The sequence below is a fragment of the Limnohabitans sp. Jir61 genome (genome assembly GCF_003063545.1).
Lineage (GTDB): Bacteria > Pseudomonadota > Gammaproteobacteria > Burkholderiales > Burkholderiaceae_C > Limnohabitans.
In genome coordinates, this window is record NZ_NESD01000002.1 from 637,983 (window position 1) to 664,598 (window position 26,616).

Annotated in this window: 35 protein-coding genes; 10 read left to right on the forward strand and 25 right to left on the reverse strand. The window is 55.0% G+C overall.

Going from position 1 to position 26,616, the window contains the following annotated elements:
- Nucleotides 1-36: 36 nt before the first annotated feature.
- From rpsD to rplN, 15 genes are all read right to left on the reverse strand, one after another.
- A complete protein-coding gene (gene rpsD / locus B9Z35_RS09425; protein ID WP_104796726.1) occupies nt 37-660 on the reverse strand; it encodes a 30S ribosomal protein S4 in 624 nt (207 codons plus the stop codon).
- A 102-nt stretch (nt 661-762) separates the two neighbouring features.
- The gene (gene rpsK, locus B9Z35_RS09430) at nt 763-1,164 is read right to left on the reverse strand and encodes a 30S ribosomal protein S11 (RefSeq protein WP_100133809.1); all 402 of its coding nucleotides are present in this window, start codon (nt 1,162-1,164) and stop codon (nt 763-765) included.
- A 12-nt stretch (nt 1,165-1,176) separates the two neighbouring features.
- On the reverse strand, nt 1,177-1,542 hold the full coding sequence (gene rpsM, locus B9Z35_RS09435; protein ID WP_104796727.1) for a 30S ribosomal protein S13: 366 nt from the start codon (nt 1,540-1,542) through the stop codon (nt 1,177-1,179).
- 25 nt (nt 1,543-1,567) lie between these two features.
- Nucleotides 1,568-1,681: a 50S ribosomal protein L36 gene (rpmJ, locus tag B9Z35_RS09440; RefSeq protein WP_011481465.1), complete on the reverse strand. Its 114-nt coding sequence runs from the start codon at nt 1,679-1,681 to the stop codon at nt 1,568-1,570.
- Nucleotides 1,682-1,751: 70 nt separating this feature from the next.
- Entirely contained in the window at nt 1,752-3,065 is a 1,314-nt protein-coding gene (secY, locus tag B9Z35_RS09445) for a preprotein translocase subunit SecY (protein WP_108283423.1), read from the reverse strand.
- 28 nt (nt 3,066-3,093) lie between these two features.
- Nucleotides 3,094-3,525, reverse strand: coding sequence for a 50S ribosomal protein L15 (gene rplO, locus B9Z35_RS09450; protein WP_108283424.1), 432 nt, complete (start codon nt 3,523-3,525; stop codon nt 3,094-3,096).
- A 10-nt stretch (nt 3,526-3,535) separates the two neighbouring features.
- A complete protein-coding gene (gene rpmD / locus B9Z35_RS09455; protein WP_104796730.1) occupies nt 3,536-3,718 on the reverse strand; it encodes a 50S ribosomal protein L30 in 183 nt (60 codons plus the stop codon).
- Nucleotides 3,719-3,732: 14 nt separating this feature from the next.
- The gene (gene rpsE, locus B9Z35_RS09460) at nt 3,733-4,251 is read right to left on the reverse strand and encodes a 30S ribosomal protein S5 (protein WP_108283425.1); all 519 of its coding nucleotides are present in this window, start codon (nt 4,249-4,251) and stop codon (nt 3,733-3,735) included.
- Nucleotides 4,252-4,269: 18 nt separating this feature from the next.
- Nucleotides 4,270-4,635 (reverse strand): 50S ribosomal protein L18, encoded by a 366-nt coding sequence (gene rplR / locus B9Z35_RS09465; RefSeq protein ID WP_108283426.1) that lies wholly within the window; start codon nt 4,633-4,635, stop codon nt 4,270-4,272.
- 11 nt (nt 4,636-4,646) lie between these two features.
- Nucleotides 4,647-5,180, reverse strand: a complete 534-nt coding sequence (rplF, locus tag B9Z35_RS09470) for a 50S ribosomal protein L6 (protein WP_108283427.1) — start codon at nt 5,178-5,180, stop codon at nt 4,647-4,649.
- A 24-nt stretch (nt 5,181-5,204) separates the two neighbouring features.
- Nucleotides 5,205-5,600 carry a 30S ribosomal protein S8 gene (rpsH, locus tag B9Z35_RS09475; RefSeq protein ID WP_104796734.1) on the reverse strand — a complete coding sequence of 132 codons (396 nt, stop codon included), beginning with the start codon at nt 5,598-5,600 and terminating at the stop codon, nt 5,205-5,207.
- 18 nt (nt 5,601-5,618) lie between these two features.
- The gene (gene rpsN / locus B9Z35_RS09480) at nt 5,619-5,924 is read right to left on the reverse strand and encodes a 30S ribosomal protein S14 (protein ID WP_108283428.1); all 306 of its coding nucleotides are present in this window, start codon (nt 5,922-5,924) and stop codon (nt 5,619-5,621) included.
- On the reverse strand, nt 5,917-6,471 hold the full coding sequence (gene rplE / locus B9Z35_RS09485; protein WP_108283429.1) for a 50S ribosomal protein L5: 555 nt from the start codon (nt 6,469-6,471) through the stop codon (nt 5,917-5,919). The genes rpsN and rplE overlap by 8 nt, the downstream gene beginning before the upstream one ends.
- A 2-nt stretch (nt 6,472-6,473) precedes the next feature.
- A complete protein-coding gene (gene rplX, locus B9Z35_RS09490; protein ID WP_104796737.1) occupies nt 6,474-6,794 on the reverse strand; it encodes a 50S ribosomal protein L24 in 321 nt (106 codons plus the stop codon).
- 10 nt (nt 6,795-6,804) lie between these two features.
- Entirely contained in the window at nt 6,805-7,173 is a 369-nt protein-coding gene (gene rplN / locus B9Z35_RS09495) for a 50S ribosomal protein L14 (RefSeq protein WP_053172537.1), read from the reverse strand.
- Between the two features lie 217 nt (nt 7,174-7,390).
- Here rplN and proC point away from each other — a divergent pair, with 217 nt between their 5' ends.
- Complete coding sequence (proC, locus tag B9Z35_RS09500) at nt 7,391-8,221, forward strand: pyrroline-5-carboxylate reductase (RefSeq protein ID WP_108283430.1); 831 nt, start codon at nt 7,391-7,393, stop codon at nt 8,219-8,221.
- Nucleotides 8,222-8,280: 59 nt separating this feature from the next.
- Nucleotides 8,281-8,505 carry a hypothetical protein gene (locus B9Z35_RS09505; protein WP_108283431.1) on the forward strand — a complete coding sequence of 75 codons (225 nt, stop codon included), beginning with the start codon at nt 8,281-8,283 and terminating at the stop codon, nt 8,503-8,505.
- An 82-nt stretch (nt 8,506-8,587) separates the two neighbouring features.
- On the opposite strand, the gene B9Z35_RS09510 is transcribed toward B9Z35_RS09505, so the two are convergent.
- Genes B9Z35_RS09510 through recG form a run of 3 tightly spaced genes read right to left on the reverse strand, consistent with a single transcriptional unit; the run spans nt 8,588 to nt 12,622 of the window.
- Entirely contained in the window at nt 8,588-9,490 is a 903-nt protein-coding gene (locus B9Z35_RS09510) for a 4-hydroxybenzoate octaprenyltransferase (RefSeq protein ID WP_108283432.1), read from the reverse strand.
- Nucleotides 9,491-9,501: 11 nt separating this feature from the next.
- The gene (locus B9Z35_RS09515) at nt 9,502-10,467 is read right to left on the reverse strand and encodes a LysR substrate-binding domain-containing protein (RefSeq protein ID WP_108283433.1); all 966 of its coding nucleotides are present in this window, start codon (nt 10,465-10,467) and stop codon (nt 9,502-9,504) included.
- Between the two features lie 4 nt (nt 10,468-10,471).
- The gene (gene recG, locus B9Z35_RS09520) at nt 10,472-12,622 is read right to left on the reverse strand and encodes an ATP-dependent DNA helicase RecG (RefSeq protein WP_108283434.1); all 2,151 of its coding nucleotides are present in this window, start codon (nt 12,620-12,622) and stop codon (nt 10,472-10,474) included.
- A gap of 67 nt (nt 12,623-12,689) precedes the next feature.
- Here recG and queA point away from each other — a divergent pair, with 67 nt between their 5' ends.
- The 3 genes from queA (at nt 12,690) to B9Z35_RS09535 (ending at nt 16,382) form a co-directional block, all read left to right on the forward strand.
- Complete coding sequence (queA, locus tag B9Z35_RS09525) at nt 12,690-13,760, forward strand: tRNA preQ1(34) S-adenosylmethionine ribosyltransferase-isomerase QueA (protein WP_108283435.1); 1,071 nt, start codon at nt 12,690-12,692, stop codon at nt 13,758-13,760.
- A 10-nt stretch (nt 13,761-13,770) separates the two neighbouring features.
- Nucleotides 13,771-14,961, forward strand: a complete 1,191-nt coding sequence (tgt, locus tag B9Z35_RS09530; protein ID WP_108283436.1) for a tRNA guanosine(34) transglycosylase Tgt — start codon at nt 13,771-13,773, stop codon at nt 14,959-14,961.
- A gap of 83 nt (nt 14,962-15,044) precedes the next feature.
- Nucleotides 15,045-16,382 (forward strand): dicarboxylate/amino acid:cation symporter, encoded by a 1,338-nt coding sequence (locus B9Z35_RS09535; RefSeq protein ID WP_108283437.1) that lies wholly within the window; start codon nt 15,045-15,047, stop codon nt 16,380-16,382.
- 25 nt (nt 16,383-16,407) lie between these two features.
- Here the strand turns inward: B9Z35_RS09535 and B9Z35_RS09540 are convergent, their stop codons facing one another.
- The 6 genes from B9Z35_RS09540 to B9Z35_RS09565 all read right to left on the reverse strand — a co-directional run bounded on the left by B9Z35_RS09540 (nt 16,408) and on the right by B9Z35_RS09565 (nt 22,287).
- Nucleotides 16,408-17,679, reverse strand: a complete 1,272-nt coding sequence (locus B9Z35_RS09540; RefSeq protein ID WP_108283438.1) for an FIST N-terminal domain-containing protein — start codon at nt 17,677-17,679, stop codon at nt 16,408-16,410.
- The gene (locus B9Z35_RS09545) at nt 17,676-18,371 is read right to left on the reverse strand and encodes a PhaM family polyhydroxyalkanoate granule multifunctional regulatory protein (RefSeq protein ID WP_108283439.1); all 696 of its coding nucleotides are present in this window, start codon (nt 18,369-18,371) and stop codon (nt 17,676-17,678) included. The genes B9Z35_RS09540 and B9Z35_RS09545 overlap by 4 nt, the downstream gene beginning before the upstream one ends.
- Before the next feature lie 62 nt (nt 18,372-18,433).
- Nucleotides 18,434-18,943 carry a copper chaperone PCu(A)C gene (locus B9Z35_RS09550; protein ID WP_108283440.1) on the reverse strand — a complete coding sequence of 170 codons (510 nt, stop codon included), beginning with the start codon at nt 18,941-18,943 and terminating at the stop codon, nt 18,434-18,436.
- A 15-nt stretch (nt 18,944-18,958) separates the two neighbouring features.
- Nucleotides 18,959-19,504: a YcnI family protein gene (locus tag B9Z35_RS09555; RefSeq protein ID WP_108283441.1), complete on the reverse strand. Its 546-nt coding sequence runs from the start codon at nt 19,502-19,504 to the stop codon at nt 18,959-18,961.
- A 28-nt stretch (nt 19,505-19,532) separates the two neighbouring features.
- Entirely contained in the window at nt 19,533-21,827 is a 2,295-nt protein-coding gene (locus tag B9Z35_RS09560) for a TonB-dependent receptor (protein ID WP_108283442.1), read from the reverse strand.
- Between the two features lie 103 nt (nt 21,828-21,930).
- Nucleotides 21,931-22,287, reverse strand: a complete 357-nt coding sequence (locus tag B9Z35_RS09565) for a DUF2946 family protein (RefSeq protein WP_108283443.1) — start codon at nt 22,285-22,287, stop codon at nt 21,931-21,933.
- Nucleotides 22,288-22,424: 137 nt separating this feature from the next.
- Between B9Z35_RS09565 and B9Z35_RS09570 the strand changes: the two genes are divergently transcribed.
- Both B9Z35_RS09570 and B9Z35_RS09575 read left to right on the forward strand, forming a co-directional pair.
- Complete coding sequence (locus tag B9Z35_RS09570) at nt 22,425-22,790, forward strand: TraR/DksA family transcriptional regulator (protein WP_108283444.1); 366 nt, start codon at nt 22,425-22,427, stop codon at nt 22,788-22,790.
- Between the two features lie 14 nt (nt 22,791-22,804).
- Nucleotides 22,805-23,176, forward strand: a complete 372-nt coding sequence (locus B9Z35_RS09575; RefSeq protein WP_108283445.1) for a hypothetical protein — start codon at nt 22,805-22,807, stop codon at nt 23,174-23,176.
- A 75-nt stretch (nt 23,177-23,251) separates the two neighbouring features.
- Here the strand turns inward: B9Z35_RS09575 and B9Z35_RS09580 are convergent, their stop codons facing one another.
- Nucleotides 23,252-24,265 (reverse strand): fumarylacetoacetate hydrolase family protein, encoded by a 1,014-nt coding sequence (locus tag B9Z35_RS09580; protein WP_108283446.1) that lies wholly within the window; start codon nt 24,263-24,265, stop codon nt 23,252-23,254.
- On the opposite strand from B9Z35_RS09580, the gene B9Z35_RS09585 reads away from it, so the two are divergent.
- The 3 genes from B9Z35_RS09585 (at nt 24,264) to purU (ending at nt 26,615) form a co-directional block, all read left to right on the forward strand.
- Nucleotides 24,264-25,358, forward strand: coding sequence for a DUF3108 domain-containing protein (locus tag B9Z35_RS09585; protein WP_233246528.1), 1,095 nt, complete (start codon nt 24,264-24,266; stop codon nt 25,356-25,358). The two genes, B9Z35_RS09580 and B9Z35_RS09585, sit on opposite strands and share 2 nt — an antisense overlap.
- Nucleotides 25,359-25,417: 59 nt before the next feature.
- Nucleotides 25,418-25,696, forward strand: a complete 279-nt coding sequence (locus B9Z35_RS09590) for a DUF3567 domain-containing protein (RefSeq protein WP_108283538.1) — start codon at nt 25,418-25,420, stop codon at nt 25,694-25,696.
- 73 nt (nt 25,697-25,769) lie between these two features.
- Nucleotides 25,770-26,615 (forward strand): formyltetrahydrofolate deformylase, encoded by an 846-nt coding sequence (purU, locus tag B9Z35_RS09595; protein ID WP_108283447.1) that lies wholly within the window; start codon nt 25,770-25,772, stop codon nt 26,613-26,615.
- The last annotated feature ends 1 nt before the right edge of the window (nt 26,616 follow it).

Here is a 26,616-nt window from a genome sequence, read left to right on the forward strand (position 1 = left end):
GCGTGGGGTGCGTTAGGTTGAAAACTTCAACCAGGATTAACGCGAGTAAAGTTCGACGATCAGAGATTCGTTGATGTCCGCAGCGAATTCGTCACGGTCTGGGGTCTTCTTGAAGACGCCTTCAGCTTTTTCGAGGTTGACTTCAACCCAAGCAGGCATGCCCACTTGTTTTGCCAACTCAAGGGCTTCCAACACGCGACCTTGTTTTTTAGACTTTTCGCGCACAGCCACCACGTCACCAGCTTTTACCAGGTAAGAAGCGATGTTGACTTGATGACCGTTCACAGTGATGGCTTTGTGTGACACCAACTGACGTGCTTCAGCACGTGTAGAGCCGAAGCCCATGCGGTACACCACGTTGTCCAAACGTGTTTCCAAAATGGTCAACAGGTTTGCACCAGTGTTGCCTTTTTGGCGGTCAGCAGCTGCGAAATAACGGCGGAACTGACGCTCCAAGACACCGTACATGCGTTTGACTTTTTGTTTTTCGCGCAATTGCAAACCGAAGTCAGACGTACGTTGACCTGATGTGCGGCCGTGTTGGCCTGGTTTGCTGTCGAATTTGCACTTGTCGCTGATAGAGCGGCGAGCGCTCTTCAAGAACAAGTCGGTGCCTTCACGGCGTGAGAGTTTGGCCTTAGGGCCTAGGTAACGTGCCACTTGAATTTCCTTATCTAATCAGCTGCTCGCTAGAAGCGAGGAGCCGCTGGGGGTTAGCCAGCGGCGGTGGGCTTGTGGTTAACAGTAAAAAGCGAAGAACGCTTAGATACGACGACGCTTTTGTGGACGGCAGCCGTTGTGCGGCACTGGTGTCACGTCAGCAATCGAGTTGATGCGAATGCCCAATGCGGCCAAAGCGCGCACTGAAGATTCACGGCCAGGACCTGGGCCTTTGATCTCGACATCAAGATTCTTGATGCCTTGATCAACGGCTGCGCGGCCAGCGACTTCCGAAGCCACTTGAGCTGCGAAAGGCGTGGACTTGCGTGAGCCCTTGAAACCTTGACCACCTGACGAAGCCCATGACAAAGCATTGCCCTGGCGGTCAGTGATGGTGATGATGGTGTTGTTGAACGACGCGTGCACGTGCGCGATACCGTCAGCAATGTTCTTACGAACCTTTTTACGTACGCGTGAAGCTGCGCCGCTTGGAGATTTAGCCATTGTTCAGTCCTATTATTTCTTCAACGACTGGGCTGCTTTACGCGGACCCTTGCGTGTACGAGCGTTGGTACGCGTACGTTGACCACGCATTGGCAGACCACGACGGTGACGGAAGCCGCGGTAGCAACCGATGTCCATCAAACGCTTGATGTTCATTGTTGTTTCGCGACGCAAGTCACCTTCAATCGTGAACTCAGCGATCTGGTCACGGATCTTTTCGAGGTCCGAGTCAGTCAGATCTTTGATCTTCTTTGCGTAATCAATGCCACATGCTTCGCAAATTTTGCGAGCGCGTGTGCGACCAATACCGAAAATCGATGTCAAACCGATTTCAGCGTGTTTGTGCGGCGGAATGTTAATGCCAGCGATACGTGCCATGTGCGTCCTCTTTAAACCAGTTCAATCAACCTTGACGCTGTTTGTGGCGTGGATCTGTACAGATCACACGAACCACGCCCTTGCGGCGGATGATTTTGCAGTTGCGGCAAATTTTTTTGACCGAAGCCGAAACTCTCATTTCACTCTCCTAAAACTCATTTCATTTCACACCCTCATTGGCATGAAACACGACTTTTTTACTTGGCCCGTTAGAGCGTTGTTTTGAAACTTGCCTTCTTCAACAGTGATTCGTACTGTTGGCTCATCATGTAGTTTTGTACTTGGGCCATAAAGTCCATGGTGACAACCACAATAATCAGCAACGAAGTACCACCGAAGTAGAAAGGCACGTTGTATTTCAAGATCAAGAACTCAGGTAGCAAACACACAAAGGTGATGTACACGGCGCCCGCAAGCGTGAGTCGAACCAAAATTTTGTCGATGTATTTGGCAGTGTGGTCGCCGGGACGAATACCGGGAACAAAAGCACCGCTCTTCTTCAGATTATCCGCTGTTTCTCGGCTGTTAAAGACCAAGGCGGTGTAAAAGAAGCAGAAAAACACAATCGCAGCTGCATACAACATCACATAGACAGGTTGTCCGGGTGCAAGTGCTGCAGAAATATCTTTGAGCCAACGCATGCTGTCACCTGAGCTGAACCAGCTCACCACAGTTGCGGGCAAGAGAATGATGGAAGAAGCGAAGATGGGAGGAATCACACCCGCCATGTTCAACTTCAAGGGCAAGTGAGACGATTGACCGCCATACACCTTGTTACCCACTTGGCGACGCGCATAGTTCACCAAGATTTTGCGTTGACCGCGCTCAACGAACACCACGAAGTAAGTGACCAAGGCCACCACAATCACGATGACGATAGCAGCCAAGATGCTCATCGCGCCAGTACGCACCAGTTCAAGCAAGCCACCGATAGAACCGGGCAAGCCTGCTGCGATACCAGCAAAAATCAGAATAGATATACCGTTACCCAAACCACGCTCAGTGATTTGCTCACCCAACCACATCAGGAACATGGTGCCTGCGGTCAAACTGACCATGGCTGTCATGCGGAAACCAAAGCCTGGTACGTTGACCAAACCGGCTGATGCTTCCAACGCCAAGGCAATACCCATGGACTGAAACAAAGCCAAGCCCAAAGTGCCAAAACGTGTGTACTGAGTGATCTTGCGACGACCTGCTTCGCCTTCTTTTTTGAGTTGCTCCAATGAAGGCAACACATAAGTCAGCAACTGCATGATGATCGATGCAGAGATGTAAGGCATGATGCCCAACGCGAACACGGTGAAGCGCGACAAAGCACCGCCCGAGAACATGTTGAACAAGCTCAAAATACCGCCCTGCTGGCCCTTGAACAATTGTTGCAATTGGTCTGGGTTGATACCGGGCACAGGAATGTGCGCACCCACGCGGTACACCACCAAGGCGAGCAACAAGAAGACCAGACGGCGACGGAGGTCGCCGAACTTGTCGGTATTGCCAATCGATGGAGAGGTAGTTGCCACGGAGTGCTATTCCTGTTGAAGCTTAGTATTAAGCGACAGAGCCGCCAGCGGCTTCGATCGCAGCTTTAGCGCCGGCAGTCGCGCCGATGCCATTGAGCTTGACAGCTTTTGTGAGTTCGCCAGTCTTGACAACCTTGACCACGCGAGCGATAGATGCCACGAGACCAGCGGCCTTCAATGTCAACATATCAACTTCAGCAGCGCCGAGTTGTTGCAAGTCAGCCAAGGTCACTTCGTCGTTGTACTTCAAAGTGGTGGACTTGAAGCCGCGCTTAGGCAAACGACGTTGCAAAGGCATTTGACCGCCTTCGAAACCAACCTTGTGGTAGCCGCCTGAACGAGACTTTTGACCTTTGTGACCGCGACCAGCAGTCTTGCCGAGGCCAGAGCCGATACCGCGACCAACGCGACGCTTGGCGTGTTTTGCGCCAGGTGCGTGGGTGATGTTATTGAGTTCCATCTTCAACCTTTTACAGCACTTTGACCAGATAGCTGATCTTGTTAATCATGCCGCGCACTGCAGGCGTGTCTTGCAACTCGCTCACAGAATTCAGTTTGCGCAAGCCCAAGCCACGAACGGTGGCACGGTGCGATTCTTTGGTGCCAATTGGGCTGCGCACCAATTGGATCTTCACAGTTTGAGGGGTAGTCATTGAATGCTCCGAGATTAAGCGAAGATTTCTTCGATGTTTTTGCCACGCTTAGCAGCAACTTCTGCTGGCGTAGTTGAATTATTCAAAGCATCCAAGGTTGCACGAACCATGTTGTATGGGTTTGATGTACCGTGGCTTTTTGCCACGATGTCAGTGATACCCATCACTTCGAACACAGCGCGCATTGGACCGCCCGCGATGATGCCGGTACCCTTAGGCGCTGGAATCATCATGACGTTTGCAGCACCGTGACGACCGTGCACCGTGTGGTGAATCGTGCCGTTTTTCAAAGTAACTTTGGTCATGTTGCGACGGGCTTCTTCCATCGCTTTTTGAACAGCAGCTGGCACTTCTTTCGACTTGCCTTTGCCCATGCCCACGCGGCCATCGCCGTCACCCACCACAGTCAAAGCTGCGAAACCGAGAATACGGCCGCCCTTAACCACTTTGGTGACGCGGTTGACCGCGATCATTTTTTCGCGGAGTCCGTCTTCTGGACCGTCACCCTGCGCTTTAGCTTGAAATTTAGCCATGTGTAATTTCCAATCCGATTAGAACTGCAAGCCAGCTTCGCGGGCTGCGTCGGCCAAAGCCTTGACGCGACCGTGGTAAGCAAAACCTGAACGGTCAAACGCCACTTTTTCGACGCCAGCTTTTTTCGCTTTTTCAGCGATCAGCTTGCCAATCACTTGCGCTGCATTGACGTTGCCGCCTTTGCCTGCTGCGCCGAGTTGCTTGCGCACGTCGGCTTCGGCTGAAGATGCTGTCGCAACCACTTTGGTGCCGCAAGCGGAAACCACAGTAGCGTAGATGTGCAAGTTGGTACGGTTCACCATCAAACGTGCAACGCCTTGGTTGGCGATGCGAATACGTGTTTGACGTGCCCGGCGGAGTCGCTGCTCTTTTTTGGTCAACATGTTGCAGCTCCTTATTTCTTCTTGGTCTCTTTGATCGTGATCTTCTCATCCGAATAACGGATGCCCTTGCCTTTGTAAGGCTCTGGGGGACGAATCGCACGAATCTCAGCGGCCACTTGACCGACGCGTTGACGGTCAGCACCTTTGATGATGATCTCGGTTGGAGCTGGAGTCTCAACCTTGATACCTTCAGGCATGTCTTTGTTGACTGGGTGAGAGTAGCCCACTGCCAAGTTCAACTTAGAACCTTGTGCAGCAGCTTTGTAACCCACACCAACCAAAACCAACTTCTTTTCGAAGCCTTTGGTCACACCGGTCACCATGTTGTTGACCAATTGACGCAAAGTTCCGCTCATGGCGTTGGCTTCGCGAGAGTCATCAACTGGTGTGAAAGTCACTTGACCAGCTTCGTTGACAACCTTCACCAATGCGTTAGCGGCAATCGACAGCGTACCGCCGGTACCCTTGACACTGATTTGGGTGTTATTGATAGACACGTCCACACCTTGGGGGACGGTCACAGGCATTTTTCCTACTCGGGACATTTCAGTCTTTCCTTTAGGCTGCGGTTAAGCGACGTAGCACAACACTTCGCCACCGACACCGGTAGCGCGTGCTTTGCGGTCAGTCATCACACCTTGAGGTGTTGTGACAATTGCCACACCCATGCCGTTCATGACTTGGGGGATAGCGCCGCAGCCTTTGTAAACGCGCAGGCCGGGACGGCTCACACGTTCAATGCGTTCGATCACTGGGCGACCTGCGTAGTACTTGAGAGTAATCTCAAGTTCAGTCTTGCCAGCGTCTTTTTTAATTTGAAAACCGTCGATGTAGCCTTCGTCTTTCAGCACTTGCGCAATGGCAATCTTCACTTTGGAAGAAGGCACCATCACAGTGGGCTTAGCCACCATTTGCGCGTTGCGGATGCGAGTCAGCAAGTCGGCGATTGGATCACTCATGCTCATATTGAATCTCCCTGCCTATTACCAGCTGGCTTTGGTGATGCCGGGAATGTTGCCTTGGAAGGCTAATTCACGAATCTTGGCGCGGCCAAGGCCGAATTGGCGGAACGTGCCACGTGGACGACCGGTGATTGCGCAACGGTTACGTTGACGTGTTGGGTTCGCGTTGCGAGGCAACTTTTGCAGACCCAAACGGGCAGCTGCGCGCTCTTCATCGCTACGCTTGAAGTCGTTGGCGATAGCCTTCAACTCTGCGTGCTTAGCAGCGTACTTTGCAACCAAACGGTCACGCTTGAGCTCGCGCTCGATCAATGCTTGTTTAGCCACGTGCCACCTCTGTCTTGAATGGGAAACGGAAACCAGCGAGAAGCGCCTTGCACTCTTCGTCAGTCTTAGCCGTCGTGGTGATGCTGATGTTCAAACCGCGCAAAGCGTCAACTTTGTCGTATTCGATCTCAGGGAAAATGATTTGCTCTTTAACGCCGATGTTGTAGTTGCCACGGCCGTCGAAGGCGCGGGCAGAGATACCACGGAAGTCACGAACGCGAGGCAAAGCCACGGTCACGAAACGATCCAGGAATTCATACATCTGAACGCCACGCAAAGTCACCATGCAACCGATTGGCTGGCCTTCACGGATTTTGAAACCCGCAATAGCCTTCTTAGCCTTGGTCACCACTGGCTTTTGGCCGGCGATTTTGGTCAGGTCGCTCACAGCGTTGTCCATGACTTTCTTATCAGCCACAGCTTCGCTTACACCCATGTTCAACGTGATTTTGGTCAAACGTGGAACTTGCATAGGCGATGTGTAACCGAACTTAGCAGTCAATTCGGCCGCAACTTTTTCGCGGTAGTGTTGTTGGAGTCGTGCCATATTTATGCCGCCTTGATTTCTTCGCCGCTGGACTTGTAGACGCGCACCTTGCTGCCGTCTGCCAGGACTTTGATGCCAACACGATCAGCCTTACCAGTAGCAGCATTGAAAATGGCTACGTTGGACTGATGGATAGGCATTGTTTTATCAACGATGCCGCCTTGCGTGCCAGCCATTGGGTTTGGCTTGGTGTGTTTTTTCACCAAGTTAATGCCATCGACCACCAAGTGGCTGTCATCTTTACGCAGCGACACAACGCCACGTTTACCTTTGTCGCGTCCAGTAAGGACGATGACTTGGTCGCCTTTGCGAATCTTGTTCATTGTTTAGTCCTTACAGAACTTCAGGAGCCAATGACACGATCTTCATGAACTTCTCAGTGCGCAACTCGCGCGTCACTGGGCCGAAGATACGGGTGCCGATAGGCTCCAACTTTGCATTGAGCAACACAGCTGCGTTGCCATCGAATTTAACGAGCGAACCGTCGCCACGGCGGATGCCTTTGGCAGTACGGACCACAACAGCGCTATACACCTCGCCTTTTTTGACGCGGCCACGCGGAGCGGCTTCTTTAATGCTCACCTTGATGATGTCGCCCACGCTTGCATAGCGACGCTTAGAACCGCCGAGCACCTTAATGCACAAAACGGACTTCGCACCGGTGTTGTCAGCGACATCTAACCGTGTTTCAGTTTGGATCATTTCAATATTCCCAACTTGCATCAATTTGCACACAGCTTTCGCCGCACAACAAACCGATCAGTCTTGGGCCCGTCATCCACGTCGCGAACCACTCGCAACGCTTCAACTTGGGGCAGATAAACCCCGCTTTTTAGCGGAGCCGCAGATTATGCCATAACTTTTTGGGTCGCGTCAAACTATTTTTACGATTCTTTTTGGTTTCGCAGACAATTCCGGTATGTCCATACCCTCCAACACCCCTCAAACCCTTGCATTCATTGGCGGCGGCAATATGGCCAGCGCCATCATTGGCGGCCTGATCAAGCAAGGCACGCCTGCCGATCGCATCTTGGTGGTCGAGCCTTTTGTAGAAGCGCGCCAGCGCCTGCAGGCCCAATTTGGCGTTCGCGTCTTGGCTGCAGCCGATGCCACATTGACCGAAGCTGGCTTGGTCATTTGGGCAGTGAAACCCCAAACATTCAAAGAAGCAGCCCAGCAAACATGTAATTTCTGCGCTAACGCTCTACATCTGAGCGTGGCCGCCGGCATTCGTAGCGATAGCATTGCGAGCTGGTTGGGCAGCGAGCGTGTTGTTCGCGCCATGCCCAATACGCCAGCCCTCGTGGGGCTTGGCCAAACAGGCCTGTTTGCACGTGCGGCCGTCACTGCCGCTGATAAGACATGGATTGAACAAGTCGTGGCCACCACAGGTGCGCTGCTATGGGTCAAAGACGAGCCTCTTCTTGATGCGGTCACCGCCATCTCCGGCTCTGGCCCTGCTTATGTGTTTTTCTTTATTGAAGCCATGGTCGATGCTGGCGTAAAAATGGGGCTCACCGTCGAGCAAGCTACTCAACTGGCTATCGGAACCTTTGAAGGCGCATCGCAACTGGCCAAGACTGCCAACGAGCCCCCCTCTGTTTTACGCGAGCGTGTGACCTCTAAAGGCGGCACCACATACGCAGCCCTCACCTCTATGCAAAGCGCGCAAGTGGGCGAGCTATTTCAAATTGCGTTACAAGCGGCGCAGCATCGTGCGCACGAGCTTGGCAATGAATATGGCGCGTAAGAATAGGCCATACAACTGGTGCGACAATCACTTTGTTGACTTTTAATACATTTGCATCCATGAACAAACTTCTCATCTCTCTTTTGTCGGCAGCCGCGTTGGGCTTGCCATTGACTTCCTTGGCACAAGCGCCTGCCATGCCTGCAGCACCAGTGGCTCAGCCTGAGCAAGCATCAACACCTGCAGTGAACAACACTGACTCTGCTGCCGCGAAGAAAGCAGCTAAGAAAGCCAAGAAAAAGAAACTGAAAAAGAAGAAATCTAAAAAGTCAAAAGCTCACTAAGCCAAGCGCTTAAAGCTTCTTAACACAAAGCGCTTGCGGCATCGGCCCAAGCGCTTTTTTCATGCTCATGCGTAATCCAGCATCAACGCAAGGCGTAACCCGCAGCAATCCCAGCAAAGACCGTCGCACCCAACCAATGGTTCAAACGAAACGCCCTAAAGCAACCGTCCCGCGAACGATCCAAGATGAGCAAAAAGTGCCACACCGCTTGCAGCCCAGCCAAGCACAGAGCAAGCGTCCAATGCCCGCTTAACTTCTCCTGCTCTAGCAACCCATACCAGCCGCACAAATACACCGCATAAAACGCCATGATGGCTGATATGTCGTGACGACCCAAGGTAATGGCCGAGGTCTTCATGCCAATGCGAATGTCGTCGTCACGATCGACCATCGCGTACTCGGTGTCATAGGCCAACACCCAAAATAAATTGAACAACATCAAACCCCACGCTTGTATGGGTACGGCATCGCCCAAGGATTGAAGGTTGATGTCTTGCCACTCAAGGTTTGCACTTCCCACCGCCACAAAAGCCAAGGGAATGCCAAAGCTAAACGCCACGCCCAACACCGCTTGCGGCATGGATACATAGCGTTTGGCGTAGGGATAAATCAAGGTCACGGCCAAGCCCGCAAACGACCACACGATGGCGGCAGGGTTGGTGGTCAGCACCAAGGCAAAAGCAGCCAGCGCCAGCATCGCCCCCACCCACAAGGCCTCGCGCACAGACACTGCGCCACGTGTCACAGGTCGCTCTGCCGTGCGTTTGACATGCCGGTCAAACTCACGGTCGGCCACGTCGTTGATGCAGCAACCCGCGCTGCGCATGAGGATGGTGCCCAACACAAACACCGCCACCAAATGCCAACCGGGCCAGCCATCAGCCGCCACCCACAACGCAGAGAGTGATGGCCATAACAACAACAACCAACCCGCAGGGCGGTTCCAACGAATCAAATCTAAGTACAGGTTCAAGCGTTCACGCATTCACACACCCATCACGACAAACGGTTCACGCCTGGCAGCTCGCAGGCATAGATGGCGTTGCGCAAAGCAGCAATCGCCTCATAACGCGTGAAGCTGCGACGCCAAGCCAGCACCACGCGACGCGTAGGCGGCTCACCGCCTTTGTCGTCTGTGATGGGCAAGTAGCGCACATACGTCTCTTCGCTCTTCTTGCGTTTGGCTTGTGTGTTCAATGCCTCCTTGGGCACGCTCAAACGCGGAACCAAGGTCACACCCATGCCAGCCGCCACCATGTGCTTGATGGTCTCTAACGATGAACCTTCGAAGCTCTTTTGTATGCCCTCAGCATTGCTAGAGAAGCGTGCGAATTCAGGGCACACCTCCAACACGTGGTCGCGGAAACAATGGCCATTTCCCAGCAACAACATGGTTTCATTTTTCAGCTCTTCCGCACTCACCTGCTTCAAGGTGGCCAGTGCATGGTTGCTGGGCACGGCCGCCATGAAAGGCTCGTCGTACAAGGGCGCGGTGGCCAAGCCCGTGTCTGGGAAAGGCTCTGCCAAGATGGCGCAATCTATCTCGCCCGTGCGCAACATTTCTAGCAACTTGACTGTGAAGTTCTCTTGCAGCATCAGCGGCATTTGCGGTGTTTTTGAGATGGCTTGTCGCACCAAGCTTGGCAACAAATACGGGCCAATGGTGTAAATGACCCCCAGCTTCAATGGGCCAGCCAGCGGGTCTTTGCCACGCTTGGCAATTTCTTTGATATTGGCTGCCTGCTCCAAAACGCTTTGCGCTTGGCGAATGATTTCTTCGCCCAGCGCCGTCACTGCCACTTCATTGGCGCCGCGCTCAAACAGCTTCACATCCAACTCTTCTTCGAGTTTCTTGATAGCCACCGACAGCGTGGGTTGCGACACAAAACATGCCTCCGCCGCACGGCCAAAATGCTTTTCGCGGGCCACGGCCACGATGTATTTGAGTTCGGTGAGGGTCATGTTCTTAAGCCTTTAAGAAGTCTGATTTTCCACCCAACCAGCGGCTCACGTGCCGATCGGCCAATTCTGGGTATTTGTCCAACATCAGCGGCGCTAATTCTCTGGCCCATTGAAGCAGCTCGCCGTCTTCGGCCAAGTCCGCAAAACGCAGCAACGCAGCGCCCGATTGACGCGCGCCTAAGAACTCACCGGGCCCACGAATTTCTAAATCACGCCTTGCGATCTCAAACCCATCCGAGGTTTCCACCATCGCGCGCAACCGCTCACGCGCGGTCTCGCTCACTCGCCCACTCTCTCCTGTGGCATACATCAGCACACACGCAGATGCGGCCGCACCGCGCCCCACACGCCCGCGCAACTGGTGCAACTGACTCAGGCCAAATCGCTCTGCATGCTCAATCACCATCAGCGAGGCATTGGGTACATCCACACCCACTTCAATCACGGTGGTGCTTACCAGCACGCCCATTACACCGCTCTCAAACTGCGCCATCACCGCCTTTTTGTCAGCGGGCGGCATGCGCGAATGCAGTAAGCCCACCAGCACAGGCTTTGTACCGGGTTGGTTGAGCGCATCCATCAACAGGGCATGTGTTTCGGTGGCGTTGGTTAAATCGAGCGCTTCGCTTTCTTCAATCAGCGGGCACACCCAATACACCTGACGGCCTTCGTCCAGCTGATGGCGAATGCGCTCGATCAGCTCATCACGGCGTGACTCGGACACCAGCTTGGTCACCACAGGCGTGCGGCCCGGCGGCAACTCGTCGAGGGTGGACACATCAAGGTCAGCGTAATAGCTCATGGCCAAAGTGCGCGGAATGGGCGTGGCGCTCATCATCAGCATGTGCGGCTCTTGCTGTGGCATGCCGTCGTGCGTGAGCATCTTCTCGCGCAGGGCCAAACGCTGAGCCACACCGAAGCGGTGCTGCTCGTCGATGATGGCTAGCGCCAAGTTTTTGAAGACTACTTGTTCTTGAATCACCGCATGCGTGCCCACCACCAAGGCGGCTTCGCCACTGGCAATGAGGCCTAGCATTTCTGTGCGTTCTTTTTTCTTTTGGCTACCCGTGAGCCACGCCACGCGCTTGCCCAGCGGTGTGAGCAACGGCTCTAGCCAGCCAATGAGTTTGCGAAAGTGTTGTTCGGCCAGAATTTCGGTCGGGGCCATCAGCGCACATTGCCAGCCGCCATCCATCGCCACAGCTGCGGCCAATGCCGCCACCACGGTTTTGCCAGAACCCACATCGCCTTGCAGCAAGCGGTGCATAGGTACTTGGCGCATCAAGTCTTGTGCAATCTCTTCGCCCACGCGGCGTTGCGCGCCGGTCAAACCAAATGGCAACACGCCCAACAACTGCTCGTGCAAACCGTCCTTTGTCAAAACCAAAGCCGGCGCACGCAGCTCGTCACGCGCACGCTTGGACTGCAGCTGCGACAACTGCTGCGCCAGCAGTTCTTCGGCTTTCAACCGTTGCCACGCGGGGTGCGTGCGGTCTTCCAACTGCGCCAGCGATACGTCGGGCGTGGGGTGGTGCAAAAAGTGCAGCGACTGCTCAAGACTCCAAGCCTTCGCGCCAGCGCTCATGGCAGAGCGCGGCATGTACTCAGGTGGAATCGTCTCGACAAACGCGCCATGCCGTGCCGCATGTACCAGCCCGCTGTGCACCGCCTTGCGCAAATACACCTGTGGCAAACCCGCCGACGTGGGGTAGACCGGCGTGAGTGCATTGGGCAGCTCGCCACCCGCCATGTGAAAGCTGGGGTGCATCATGGTGCGGCCCATAAAGCCCCCCTTCACCTCGCCACGCAGACGCAGGCGGTTGCCCACCGCCAAAGCTTTTTGTTGGGATGGGTAAAAGCTGAAAAAGCGCAGCGTGCACGTATCCGAGCCATCGTCCACCACCACCAACAATTGGCGGCGTGGTTTGTAGGCAATGTCGCACGACACCACCGTGGCTTCGATTTGCGCCATGTCGCCCTCGCGCGTGTCGGCCAACCGCACGATGCGCGTTTCGTCTTCGTAGCGCAGGGGCAGGTGCAAGGCCAAATCAATGTCGCGGTCCAGCCCAAGCTTGCGCAACGCTTTTTGCGGTGCGGAGAGGGGTTTGTTGTCCGTTTTGGCTTCAGGCTTCACGGATGGCTTGGCGCGAGTCATGGGACAATTGTGCCTCTGTCATCTGATCCCCTTCAACTTGGAACGGGCCCGTCCGGCCCTCAAGCACATGTCACACACTTACACGCTCAGCGATTTCGATTTCGAACTGCCTGAGTCCCTGATTGCCCAGCACCCCGCATCTGAACGCAGCGCCTCGCGCTTGCTAGATGGCCGCCGTGCTGAATTTGCCAATCGCACCTTCAAAGACCTTCCCTCGTTGCTGAAAGCCGACGACTTGCTGGTGTTTAACGACACCCAAGTGGTGAAAGCCCGTTTGTTTGGCGAGAAGCCCACTGGCGGCAAGCTAGAACTTTTGGTGGAGCGCGTGCTGACGAACCACGAAGTGGTGGCTCACATGAAGGTGAGCAAAAAGCCACCCGTTGGTACCGAGCTGTTGATGGTGGGCGGCTACACGGCAACGCTCTTGGGCCGCTGGCCCAACGAAGACGGCCAACTGTTTCGCTTCAAGTTCAGCGACGAGCCGCACACGCTGATGCAAGCGCACGGCCATATGCCGCTGCCGCCCTACATCGAGCGCCACCAAAACACGGCTGACGCACAGCACGAAACCGAGGAAGACAAAGCCGAGGACGAGCGCCGTTACCAAACCGTGTTTGCCAAGCACCCAGGTGCGGCCGCAGCGCCCACCGCGGCGCTGCACTTTGACGAAGGCGTGTTGCAAGGGCTAGAGGCCCAAGGCGTGTCACGCGCGAGCGTCACGCTGCATGTGGGCGCGGGCACGTTTCAGCCAGTCAAAACCGAGAACTTGGCCGAGCACCGCATGCACAGCGAGTGGTACAACATTCCACCCGAAACTGTGCAAGCCATTGCCGACTGCCGCGCGCGCGGTGGCCGCGTGGTGGCGGTGGGCACGACCAGCGTGCGCACGTTGGAGAGCTGGGCGCAAAGTGGGCTGACGAGCGGCGACACGCAAATCTTCATCACGCCTGGCTTCACGTTCCAAGTGGTGGATGTGTTGATCACCAACTTTCATTTGCCCAAGAGCACCTTGCTCATGTTGGTCAGTGCGTTTGCAGGTTTTGATCACATGCACGCGCTGTACCGCCACGCCATTGCCAACCAATACCGATTCTTCAGCTACGGCGACGCCATGCTGTTAGAGAGAAAAACTGCTTGAAAGACCGACCATGTTGAAGTTTGACGTTCTCAAAAAAGACACCCCTGCCGCAGACGGCAGCTACGCAGGCAGCCATGCCCGCCGCGGCACGCTCACGCTCAACCACGGCGTGGTGCAAACCCCCATCTTCATGCCCGTGGGAACCTACGGCACGGTCAAAGGCGTGATGCCTCGCAGCCTCGAAGAGATGGGCGCGCAAATCATTCTGGGCAACACCTTCCACCTCTGGATGCGTCCCGGTCTCGATGTGATGCAAAGCTTTGGCGGCCTGCACGACTTTGAGCGTTGGAACAAACCCATCCTCACAGACAGCGGCGGTTTTCAGGTGTGGTCGCTCGGCGCCATGCGCAAGATCACAGAAGAAGGTGTGACGTTTGCCTCGCCCGTGAACGGCGACAAACTGTTCATGTCGCCCGAGGTGAGCATGCAGATTCAAACCACGCTCAACAGCGACATCGTCATGCAACTCGACGAATGCACACCCTACGAAACCAAAGGTCACCTCACCACAGAGGCGGAAGCCCGCAAGTCGATGGAGATGAGCCGCCGCTGGGCCGTGCGCAGCAAGGATGAATTTGCACGCTTAGAAAACCCGAATGCTTTGTTTGGCATCGTGCAAGGCGGCATGTTCACCAACTTGCGCCAAGAGTCACTCGACGCGTTGGTAGACATGAACTTCCCCGGCTACGCCATTGGCGGCGTGAGCGTGGGCGAGCCCAAAGACCAAATGCTAGAAATCATGGCACACACGCCGCACCGTTTGCCCGAAAACAAACCACGCTACTTGATGGGCGTGGGCACGCCAGAAGACTTGGTGCAAGGCGTGGCTGACGGCGTGGACATGTTTGACTGCGTCATGCCCACACGCAATGCGCGCAACGGAACCATCTTCACCCGATATGGCGACTTGAAACTGCGCAACGCACGCCACAAGGCAGACCACGGCCCGCTCGACAGCACCTGCACCTGCTACACCTGCGCGGGCCACACACGCCCCGACGGCACAACCAGCGGCGGCTTTAGTCGTGCGTACTTGCACCACTTGGACCGCTGCGGCGAAATGCTCGGCCCCATGCTGACCACCGTGCACAACCTGCACTACTACCTCAACCTCATGCGCGAAGTGCGCGAGGCCTTAGAGGCTGGCCAGTTTGGTGCATTCCGCGCGAAGTTCAAAGAAGACCGCGCCCGCGGGGTTTGATACGGATCAATCATGTGGGAACCCACATGATGAATAGGGGTATGAGGGGTTAAATTTCTAAGGTTCATTCTTAGAAATTTTTCATGACCACTACATCCACCAAAAAACCTATCTACAAATCGCTTTACGCCCAGGTGCTGTTCGCCGTGGTCGTGGGCGTTTTGCTTGGCCACTTCTACCCACAAGTCGGCACTGACATGAAGCCTTTGGGCGATGGCTTCATCAAGCTCATCAAGATGATCATTGCGCCGATCATCTTCTGCACTGTGGTGATTGGTATCGCCGGCATGGAAGACATGAAGAAGGTGGGCAAAACCGGCGGCTTGGCGCTGCTGTACTTTGAAGTGGTCAGCACTTTGGCCCTCATCATTGGCTTGGTCATCGTCAACTTTGTGCAACCTGGTGTGGGCATGAATGTGGATGCATCCACGCTCGACACCAAGAGCATTGCCGCCTACACAGCGCCCGGCAAGATGCAAAGCACGGTCGACTTCTTGCTGAACGTCATCCCCTCTTCAGTGGTGGATGCGTTTGCCAAAGGCGAGATCTTGCAAGTGCTGTTGTTCTCTGTGCTGTTCGGTTTTGCATTGCACAAGTTCGGCGGCCGCGGCACGATGGTGTTTGACTTCATTGAGAAGTTATCGCACGTGTTGTTTGACATCGTGGGCATCATCATGAAAGTGGCCCCCATAGGCGCGTTTGGCGCGATGGCGTTCACCATTGGTAAATACGGCGTGGCTTCCTTGTTCTCGCTGGGCAAGTTGATGGGCACGTTCTATTTGACCTGCTTGATCTTCGTGTTTGTGGTGCTGGGCATCATCAGCAAGTTGCACGGCTTCAGCATTTGGAAGTTTGTGAAATACATCAAAGAAGAGTTGCTCATCGTGTTGGGCACGTCGTCGTCTGAATCTGTCTTGCCACGCATGATGGAAAAACTCGAAAACCTTGGCGCTCGCAAATCTGTCGTAGGCTTGGTCATTCCAACCGGCTACTCGTTCAACTTGGATGGCACATCCATTTACTTGACGATGGCTGCGGTGTTCATTGCGCAAGCCACCGACACCCCCATGAGCCTCACGCAACAGCTCACTTTGCTGGCTGTTTTACTGCTCACGTCTAAGGGCGCAGCAGGTATCACGGGCAGCGGCTTCATTGTGTTGGCCGCGACGCTGTCAGCCGTGGGTGGCGTGCCTGTGGCGGGCTTGGCGCTCATCTTGGGGATTGACCGCTTCATGTCTGAAGCACGTGCGCTCACCAACTTGGTGGGTAACGGCGTGGCGACTTTGGTGGTTGCCAAATGGACGGGCGACTTAGACATGCAACGCTTGCATGACGGCTTAAATAACCCAACGCCTGAAGAATTGGAAGCGCCTGAGGTCATCCTCGACCAAAAAGAAGCGCACATGGCTGCGAAGCACTAAACCCTAAGTCGAGGCTTAGCGCTTGTTAAGCCTCGGTCGTGAACACCGTCAACACACCGGTGTAGCCATGCAGCGCTTGGTGCGCAATTTCGCCACCGGCAAAGAAGCCCACCAAGGGCACATCGCCCAAGGCGCGGCGCACGATTTGCAACTCCGCGCTTTCCCCGCCAAAGTGCGGGCCGCCTCGACCGGCACAACTCACGTAAATCGCCCCCGCCATTCGACGCGCAGGGTATGGGTTGATGTTGGTATCGGCATTCAATGCACCTGCCAAATCGGCCGTCATTTCCTCGGGCTCTAAGGCTTCGCGCACTTCGGCGCAAATGCGCGTGAGATCGGCTCTCGCAGCTGCTGCGTTGCGCTGACAAAAGGTCAAGCGCATGCCCGCTTCTACAGGTTGTGCCACGGCCACTGCTTCACGGCCTGGGTCGATGCCGATGATGTGGCGCACCAGCACCTCGTCATCAAACTCGCCTGTGCGCTTGACAGCGGGGTCATGCTCTGCGGACAAGCCCACCAAGGTCGCACGCACTTTGGCAATGGCAGGTTGGGTATTGGCGAGGCTGATTTGCAAGTCGCGCTCCAACACATGCAGCGCGGGCTCGTCATCTAAGGTGAGCACCACGTTGTTGTCGGCACTGGTGATGGTGTGCACTTTGGCAATGGGCAAACAGCCCTGAGTGACACGCGAGATCATGGCGACATCTGCATCAAAGGCCACACCACTCAAGCCACCATGGAACACGCCCGTGGCTTTGCCCTGACCAGCCATGTTGCCGTCACCACTTTGCGCAAACTGCACCACGTCTGTTCGACTGGCCGACAAGCCACCAAAGACATAACCACTGGCGGTGCGATGGGCCAACTCGGCAATCAGCTCAGGTACATCAGGCGTTTGCGCATCGGCATGTAACAGCGCGGTGTGCGGCACAAATGAACTGCCGCTCATCCCCGCTTGCACCAGCGGGGCCACACCACTGAACACGCGGTAGTGCTCGGGCGAGATGTCACACAGCATCACACTGAGGGCTGGCTCGTCAAAGTACTCGACGTTGTTAGCAGCAATGCCGACACCCACCGTGCCGGCCCAATCGGTGACTTCGGGTAGCTCAGCGCTCAGGTGCGTCAAGATGTGCTGAGCATCAGCAGCATAGTGGTCTGTGATGTAGATCAGCCCAAGGTGCGGCGCATCGGCGTACTCGGCCAAGGCCATGTGAGCGCGCAGCTGCGCGAGCACCAAACCTGCGGCCATCTCCCACTTTGGGTGGGTGGCGTGGCCGTAGGGGAAGAGTTTCATCGCTTCGATTTTGCCGCGGTTTTACGCGCTGGGGTTTTACGCGCAGCTGTTTTTCGAGCAGCAGGCTTCTTAGCTGCAGGCTTGCGCACGGCTGCTTTTGCTGCTGGCTTTTTTGCGGCGGGCTTTCCAGCTTCGGTCGATGCATGTGCGTGCGCACGGTCGGCCATGTCTTTCATGGCATGTGTGGCAATGTGCTGAAACTGATCGGTCAGGGCACCCCACCAGTGAGATGGATCAACACCTGCTGTTTTTTTACTGCGAGGCTTGCTGGCTTTGGGCTTGGCCTCTTCATGTTCGGTTTCTTCGTGTGCAGGCTCTTCATGCGCCGCCTCAGCTTGCGTGAAGGTGTACTTAGGCTGAGCTGGCTCAGCAGGCGCTACCGCTTGGGGCTTGACCTTGAGCGAGTCGGCCAAGTCGTTGAAGCTCATGTTCATGCCCTTCAAGGTATTGAGGGTCATGCGCTGCACTTCAAGGGCTTGAATCGTGGCTCCCACGGCTTTGCTGTTTTGCTCAAGCCAAAACTGAACGGTCTTGAGCTCTTGAATGCGCTTCTCCAGCTCTTCAGGGTCGAGCGTGGGAGCAACCCAGCCCGGCGCAGCAGTCGATGTGGTTCCACCTCCGGGCGTGAGGTTCTTTAAAAAATCGAAGCCCGGAACGAACTTGGTGAAATCAAAACCGGCGGGGTTGGTCATGTCTGTCTCCTATATGTATATGTCGCATTAAACCAAACCCCAACCCACACTAGGCTGACAGCTTAGTGCTTGTGATCGCCGTGGCTATGCTCGCTGTGATTGTGCGTGCTGTGGTCGTGGCTAGGCATGGCGGGTGGCTGCATGCCCACCAACAGCTTCAACTCGAAATTCGACTTCACACCTTTAGCGTCTTGCAAAGTGAGCGTCATTGGGACAGTAGTGTCTTTGGTCAAAGGCGCTTTCAAATCCATCAACATCACGTGGTAGCCGCCGGGCTTGAGCTCGACCGCTTTGCCAGCGGGCAGATCTAAGCCATTGGGCAAGGCCGCCATCTTCATGACGTCCTTGTCCATTTTCATTTCGTGGATCTCGGCCACGCCAGCAACAGGGCTGCTGATGGCCACCAACTTGGCATTGTCTTTGGCGGTGATCTTCATGAATGCGCCCGTGGCCTTTTGACCTTGCACAGTGGCACGTGCCCATGCGTCAGTGACGGTGACGTTTTGCGCGAATGCGCTGACGGAGCAAACAGCGGTGAGTGCGGCGGCGATGAGGTGTTTGGCAAACTTCATAAAAACTCCTTGGGGTTAATGGTGGTGTTCGTGTGCGGGTGCTGGCTGCACATCCAATAAAGCTGCGGGCAATTTCAAGCCGCGCGTCGATGTGCCATTGGCGGGAATTTCTGACCAGTCATTTTGACCGCTCTCGCAAGTCTGCAATATCTTGACCCACATCGGACCAGCGCCATCTGGCAAGCGGCCCATGAAGGCGAATTCATCAAATTGGTCATCGGGTAGCGCAGCTTCTTTGCTGACAGCCACCCAACGCAGTTCGACTACGTCATCGATCACGGTTTTGCCGTGGCTGTTGTAGGGGGTGGCGAGTTTGGCTTTACGTGCCGCGACAGTCCAACCAAACTTTGGCTGAGGCTTAGCCCCTTGAAAGCCTGCCGGCACTTGCACAACGAGACTATGGGTTGACGAGCCGTTACAGCCGTGGCCCACGCGAAGCGTGGCTTTGTAGTAACTGCCTGCAATTGCTTTAGGTTCAGATAAAACAACGTGCGCTTGTGCGCAGGTAACCAAGGTGCTTAGCACCAAGCTCGCTGCCGTGAGTGAAAGTAGGTGTCGCATGTCAATTGCTTTCGGGTTGATTCGTTAATTAGAAGTTGTATTTCAAATTACCAATAAAGGTGCGTTGCGGAAATGGGTGATACATGAAGTAATTGCGGTTGTTCAAGTTATCTACGCCCAAAGATGCCGTTAGGTTTTTATCCACCTTGTAACGGGCCTTAATGTCAAACAACGTGTAGCCTTCAAAGCCTTGATAAGTGGCTGGATTCACATCGTTGTTGTCAATGGTTGAATAGAACTGTTTCTGATAACTACCACCCAAAGAGATAGACAGTTTTTCGTCTGGGCGATAGGTGGCAACAAACTTCACGCGCAAAGGCGAAACACCTGGGGTTTTATTTCCAACGACCGACTTTGCTGATCCCGTGCCATAACCATACCCGTCGTCTGCAGCAATCACTGAATCCACGCGCGTGATGGCTGAGAACAAATCGAGTTGATTGAAAATAAATTTTTCAATGTTGCTGCTCAACTCAACGCCACGCGAACGGACCTTAGCCACATTCTGCCAATAGGAATACAGCCCCGTTGGGTTGGCTGGGTTGGGATAGCCGTACTGAGAAATCAACGCATCCTTCGTGTCCTCTGCAAAGAATGAAACTCTGTAACTCACGCTGTTTACAACCTTGGAATACGCTGCCTCAAATGCATTCACATTCTCTGGCTTGATGGCGTTTGGACTGATGTTAAAGGGCTGCGTCGAGCCGCTGCTGCAAGCTGGGCTTCCTGTGCCAGCCGTGCAAGTGGAGACGTTGTACAACTCGCCCACGGTGGGGAAACGATAAGCATTGGCCAGTGACAAGTTAAGCAGCCCGCCATCCTGTAAATCAAACAGCGCAGCAAACTTGGGCGAGAAGTGATTCACAGAAACAAGCGGCTGGTTCAACGCAGAGGTTGAACTTGCATAAACGCCACCATCATGCGACGTCCACGTTTCATACCGGCCACCCACGGTATAGCGAACACGCTCGTTGGCCTTGTAAGCATCTTGCGCCCAAATCGCTTTTGTTTCACTGATGCCTTGAGCGATCGCGCTAGCGGTGCCCGTGTTGCCACCAAGCCAGTCGGTCACGTTGTTGGTGACGTTGTTCAACTTGGCAAAGTCTTGGTGATAACCAAAACTCAGCTGATGTGCTGGTGCTTCGGCGGGGCGATAAATAGCCTTGGCATCGAAATTTGTCCAGTTCGTACCAGACATGTCTCTCACCTGCCCTTTGTAATTTGAATTATTGTTAACTGCAGAACCATCGCTATTTAAATAACCTGCCGTTCGTTGCACATCGTTCACGTAGCGCACGTTGGACAAGTTCAGTTCGTAGTCCCATGCACCTCGCGTATCAGACTTTAGACCAACCCCATTCACCCAATGCTCTTGCTTGTATCCGTAAACGCCACTGGCAAGCGTCGAACAAGGGCCTGCGCCTGTGGCGCAAAACCCATTCGACATATATGTTTGAGACGATGAGTCTGTATTACCCATGAACACGCCTGAGCTCAATGAGAGTTGCGTGTCTTGGTTGAGGTCCAACTTTAATTTGGCATTCACGTTGTCACTGACGCCATGCAGCAACGTGGTGGCGCCCAAGTAATAACCGCCGTTCGTGCCATCTTTTTTGATATACGGATACGGTGTCACGGTGGTACCCGTGCCAAAAGCGCGTGGCTGTGTGTTGGCATCTTGATGATTGAACAAGAGACGCCATGACATCGCTTCATTTTTACCACCCAACAAAACTGTCGCCTGCTTGGTGTTGTACGTGTCATCCGTTTTGAATTGACTGAAGTTCTGGAAGGCATCCGTCACACTGAATGAGCCCTCAAACTCTCTGGAGGGTCGTTTCGTGGTGATGTCCACAACGGCGCCCATAGCGTTACCCGAGTACGCCGCAGAAAACGGGCCGTACATCACATCGATGCGATCAATCTCATCCGGTGACACCACAAACCATTTAGGCGGGCCATAGTTGTTATCGTTGTACAACTGACTGGAAATCGGCATGCCATCTACCATGACGATACTTTTGGCGCTGTAAGACACACCCCAAATACGAGTTGCAAGCGTTGCGCCGCCAAAGTCTGCCGAATCACGTTTCCTCACCATCAAGCTAGGCATGTATTTCAACGCGTCTGGCGTATCGATGATGTTCACTGTTTCAGAAATTTTTTCTGCCGTCGTGCTTTCCACCGTGTTGGGCATCTGATATTTTTGCCCCGCTGTTCTATCTGCGATGACTTCGATAGATTGCATCGCCGTGTCAGCAAATGCTTGGTTACCAATTGAAAAAGCGATCAGCGCGATTGGTGTGAGTTTTAATTTTCTCATTCGACTTTCCACAAATCTCGGCTGCTACACGTCAGTGAAAAGACGATGCAAAGCCAACAAACTGGGCGGCGGCTTCGTTAGAGCCGATCGCCCGCTTTAAAGATCAAAGGAAAAGTGCTGGCGGCCCACGCGATGGCAGCGGGGGCGCAGTGATGGCCGCAATGTGCGCAGCAGCGAGAGGCTGCAAGGCATGGGCCAGTGGGGAGGGTTGAGTCAACGTGGTGTTGAGCTCGGGCGGCGGCGCGGTCATGGGCGTGCACAAAGGGCAGTCCATCGTTTTGGCCGATGCGGCGCTGTCATCGTCGCCCTGCACCACCAGCTTCATCACGCCAGTGCCGGTACACACCATGTCCATGCCCTTAGGGTTGAGCACGGGAGATGCAATGGCCACACCCACAGACAACGCAAACCACACCAGCACGAGGCGGGTGAGTTGGATGGCATGGCGCAGCTGTTGCATGCGCGGAATTATGACGCATATGAAAAACCAATCGAAGCGTCCGGCTAACGCCCGTCATACGACGCTTTATTGACCTCCGTCAATGATCCATGCGCCAGATAGGCGCAACATGAACTCAACAAAACCAAGGAGCTCAGATGGACGCACAACACGCCACCACCTTCAAGCAAAAGCTTGAGCACCAACGCGCAAACTTGTTGGCGCAAATTGCACAGCAACGCGGTGGCAAAGCTAGCCGTGCAGAAGTGGCTGCCGAACATTTCGCGCACAACGAAGACTCAGACGCACAGGTCAACACCGCGCGCGACTTGGAGTTCGCCATCAACGAACACGAAACCGCCGAACTGGCTGCAATTGACGAAGCTTTAGCCCGTTTGAGCGCAGGCACTTATGGCCACTGCATTGACTGCGACGCCACGATTCCCGAAGCACGCCTGAGCGCCGCACCCGAAGCAGCTCGTTGCATTGGCTGCCAAGAAAAAATCGAACACAACCACCACTAAGAAAGAGAAACAACATGACCACTTTTCACGCCGTTGTTTGGATGGACCATAAAGAAGCCCATGTGTTGATGTTTGACCGTGAGCACGTGGAGAGCCAACGCGTCAAATCACGCAGCCATCACAAGCACCAAGGCAAGCCCAACGAAGTTGCGCATTTGTATGCCGACATTGCCAAAGCGCTAGAAGGCACACACGAGGTGTTGGTGACCGGCCCAGGCTTGGCACGCGACGAGTTCCGTGACTGGTGCAAACAGCACCACGCCCATGTCACAGTAGTGGACAGCATCGCCAGCGACCACCCCACCGACGCACAAGTGGTGGCCATGGCTCGTCAATATTTCAAGAAGTTTGACAACATGGCGGCTGACCCAGCGTTGGTCAAATAAAGCTGCTTGGCGTTTGTGCCACGCACAAAAAAGCCCGCTTGTTCGCAAGCGGGCTTTTTACTTTGAGAGGATCAGTTAAACGTCCGGCCCAACAACTGTTTGGTCAATCGCGCCAAAGACGCTTTGACCATCTTTGCCTTTGACCTCAATGCGCACACTGTCGCTCGGCTTGAGGTATTCGGTGCTGGTTTTGCCATCCAGCAACATTTCAATGGCGCGTTTTTCGATCAAGCAGCTCACACCCTTGGGCCATTCTTGTTTGCCATTGTTCTCGATCGGTGCGTTACTCACAGCACCGCTACCAACAACAGCGCCAGCGCGAACAGGTCGCGTTTTGCTGACGTGTGCAATCAACTGGCCAAAGTGAAACGCCATGTCTGCACCCGCGTCACACATGCCCACCTTGCGGCCATTCACGGTTGACTGCACCGTCAATCGCACGCGACCGTTGTCCCAAGCGTCGCCCAGCTCGTCGAGCGTGACGGCCACAGGGCCAAACGCAGTAGCGGGTTTGGATTGCACATAGCCCAAGCCTTTGGGTAATTCGTTTTTCGCCACCATGCGCAGTGACACGTCGTTGACCAAAACCACCAAGCGCACAGCCTCTAGCGCGTCGTCGACAGATGCGCCCATCGGCACGTCACCTGTGATGACGGCCAGCTCAGCTTCAAAGTCGAGCCCCATGGCATCGTTGGTGCAATGGATGTCGGCTTGCGCACCTACAAAACAGTCGCCACTGCCTTGACTCATTAAGGGGTCTGTTTCCAGCGTGTCGTTGGGCAAATCAATGTCAAGCGCGGAGCGCACCGTGGTGACGTGGCTCAAATAGGCCGAACCATCCACCCACTGAAAAGCGCGGGGCAGCGGTGCCATGCACATGGCGGGGTCAAACGGAAAGGCGTGACGCGCTTTGCCGTTGTTGAGGGTTTCATACAAGTCTTGCAGCTGCGGGGCGATGAAGCCCCAGTCGTCCAGCGCTTGCTGCATGCGGGTGGCGATGCCCGTCGCATAATGCGCGGTGCTCAGGTCACGCGATACAACCACCAGTTGTCCGTCACGTGTACCGTCTTTGTATGTGGCTAATTTCATGCCACGATTCTATGAAAGAACGCTGCCCGCCATGCACGCCCGTGCCCTGCCATCAAGCCCCATCCATTTGCAACGCAAACATGCGGTGCTGTTGGTAGCTGGCGTGTTGCTTTTGCACCTGTGGGTGTTGGCCGGCATGCCGCTGTGGTTTTCGCCCGAAGCGGGCAAGCCACTGCGCACGCAAGCGTTGATCACACGGCAAATTGAGGTGGCTGCACCTCGCGCGCCTCAAGTGCCTAACCCCATCAAGCCCGCACCAGCCAAACCTGCCCCTGTGTCACAACCGGATGCCGTCGCTGAGACGAGCGAAAGCACCAAGCCCTTGAAGTTTGATGAGTTCGGCCACGACCTCGCCGCCCCACTCAGTCTGCCAGCGCGTAGCGCTTCTGGCGTGGATTTGCCACCCTACAAACGCGCCGGTAGCGAAGGCTTGACCGACATCACCGCATTCAAAGCGCCAGACTCTGCCCTGCTGAAATACCAAGTGCAAGGCCAAGCCAAAGGCTTTAACTACTGGGCCTCGGCCGAGCTCAACTGGCAACAAGACGGCAAAGAATACGAAGCCCGTTTAGAAGTGAGCGCCTTTTTATTAGGCTCACGGGTACAGGTGAGCAAAGGCACGCTCGGGGCCGAAGGCATCATGCCCATCCGTTTTGGCGACAAAACCCGCAGCGAGCTAGCGGCCCACTTTCAGCGCGACAAAGGCATCATCAGCTTCAGTGCCAACTCGCCTGATGCACCGCTGCTCAAAGGCGCGCAAGATCGCCTGAGCGTGGTGTTGCAGCTCAGCAGCCTGTTAGCGGCCGATCCCACGCGCTTTCCAGCAGGCACCATGTTGTCGTTCCAAACCGTGTCGCAGCGTGAGGCCGAGGTCTGGCAATTCTTGGTTGAAAAAGAAGAAATGCTGCAACTGCCCTTTGGCGACATCAGCGCCATCAAACTCAACCGTAAGCCGCGCCGCGAGTTTGACCAACACATTGAGCTCTGGTTTGCCCCCACGTTGGGCTATCTGCCCGTGCGTTTACGCATTACCAATGCAAATGGCGACTTTGTGGACCAACTTTTAAGCAAAGCCGAAAAGCCCAGCCCTTGAATTTGGGCTTTTGAATCCGATATGCTTAGATGCAATTCGTTTTCCGCCGAAAGATCCCCATGGACATGCTCTACAACTCCGACACGTATTCGGTCATGCACCTACAGGTGGACGATGCAACTGTGCCTGTCCGCCCCGACGTGCCCGCTTTGGCCCGCCACGGCTTTGAGATCGTAGACAAGCGCTCAGGCAAAGAGATTTACCTCGAAGGCTCATGGGCCGAACAGTTCCAAGCCCATTTGCGCGCTTGGCAAGAAAACGCGCCCAGCCAAGAAGAGGTGGAAGACACCTTGGCTGGCTACGCCGAACTGGCCCAAAACCCAGTTGTGGTGCACTGAACCAGCTGCACACAAGACACCTAGGGCGCTTCGGTGCCCTTTTTCATGCCCAGTCCTACCTACAATTGCGCACATGACTGCATACATCCTGAATTTGTCTTGCCCTGATCGCCAGGGCATCGTGCACGCCGTGTCTGGCTTTTTGCTGGAGCGCAAAGGCAACATCGAAGAAGCCGCCCAGTACAACGACCCCGCCACGGGTTTGTTCTTCATGCGCGTGCAGTTCGCCTGCGATGCCGTGGGCCAAGACGACTTGCGTGCGCAGCTCGCCACCTTTGCAGACACCTTCGGCATGAAATGGACGCTGCACGACACCACCCAACCCATGCGCACGGTTTTGATGGTCAGCAAAGAAGGCCATTGCCTGAACGACTTGTTGTTCCGCGTCAAAAGCGGCCTGCTGCCTTTGGACATTCGCGCCATCATCAGCAACCACCGCGAGTTCTACCAATTGGCGGCCAGCTACAACGTGCCGTTCCACCACATTCCCGTCACCGCAGCGACCAAGGCACAAGCCGAAGCCAAAGCTTTTGAGGTGATCGAAGCCGAAGGCGCTGAGCTGGTGGTGCTGGCCCGCTATATGCAAATTTTGAGCGACGATTTGTGCAAGAAACTGTCAGGACGCGCCATCAACATTCACCACAGCTTTTTGCCCAGCTTCAAGGGTGCAAAGCCCTATTACCAAGCGCATGACCGTGGCGTGAAACTGATTGGCGCTACCGCCCACTACGTGACCGCCGACTTGGACGAAGGCCCCATCATTGAGCAAGACGTGGCCCGCGTGGACCACAGCAAAACCGTGGAAGACTTCACCGCCCAAGGCCGCGACACCGAAAGCCAAGTGCTGGCCCGCGCTGTCAAATGGCACAGCGAACACCGCGTGCTGTTGAACGGCCACAAGACCGTCATCTTCAAATAAA